The organism is Streptomyces chisholmiae, from assembly GCF_031845445.1.
Classification (GTDB): Bacteria; Actinomycetota; Actinomycetes; order Streptomycetales; family Streptomycetaceae; genus Streptomyces; species Streptomyces chisholmiae.
In genome coordinates, this window is the sequence record NZ_JAVREO010000200.1 from 1 (window position 1) to 447 (window position 447).

Sequence of the window (447 nt, forward strand, 5' to 3'; positions counted from 1 at the left end):
GGTGACGGTGATCTGCATCCTACTTGGCTACCCGCTAGCCTATTGCCTGTCCCAGGTTCCGCAGAGATGGGCCGGCATTCTGATGCTGGGGGTGCTAGTTCCTTTCTGGACCTCGTTGCTGGTACGAACCTACGCTTGGCTGGTACTGTTGCAGCGTCGCGGCATCGTCAACACCGCGCTTGTCGATAGCGGACTGATTCATCAACCGGTTCCGTTGGTCAACAATCTCACGGGCACGATCATCGGAATGGTCCATGTGATGGTGCCGTTCTTGGTCTTGCCGCTCTATGCCTCGATGCGCTCGATCGACGGCACCTATGTCCGGGCCGCGGCCAACCTTGGCGCCTCGCCGACTAAGGCCTTCTGGCAAATTTATTTTCCCCTTTCTTTGCCGGGGCTGATTGCCGGAACGATTTTAACCTTCATCCTATGCCTCGGATTTTACAT

At 56.4% G+C, this 447-nt stretch carries 1 protein-coding gene; it reads left to right on the plus strand.

The window, feature by feature from the left end:
* On the plus strand, nt 1-447 hold a 447-nt coding region (locus RM844_RS32805; RefSeq protein WP_311671080.1), incomplete at both ends, for an ABC transporter permease.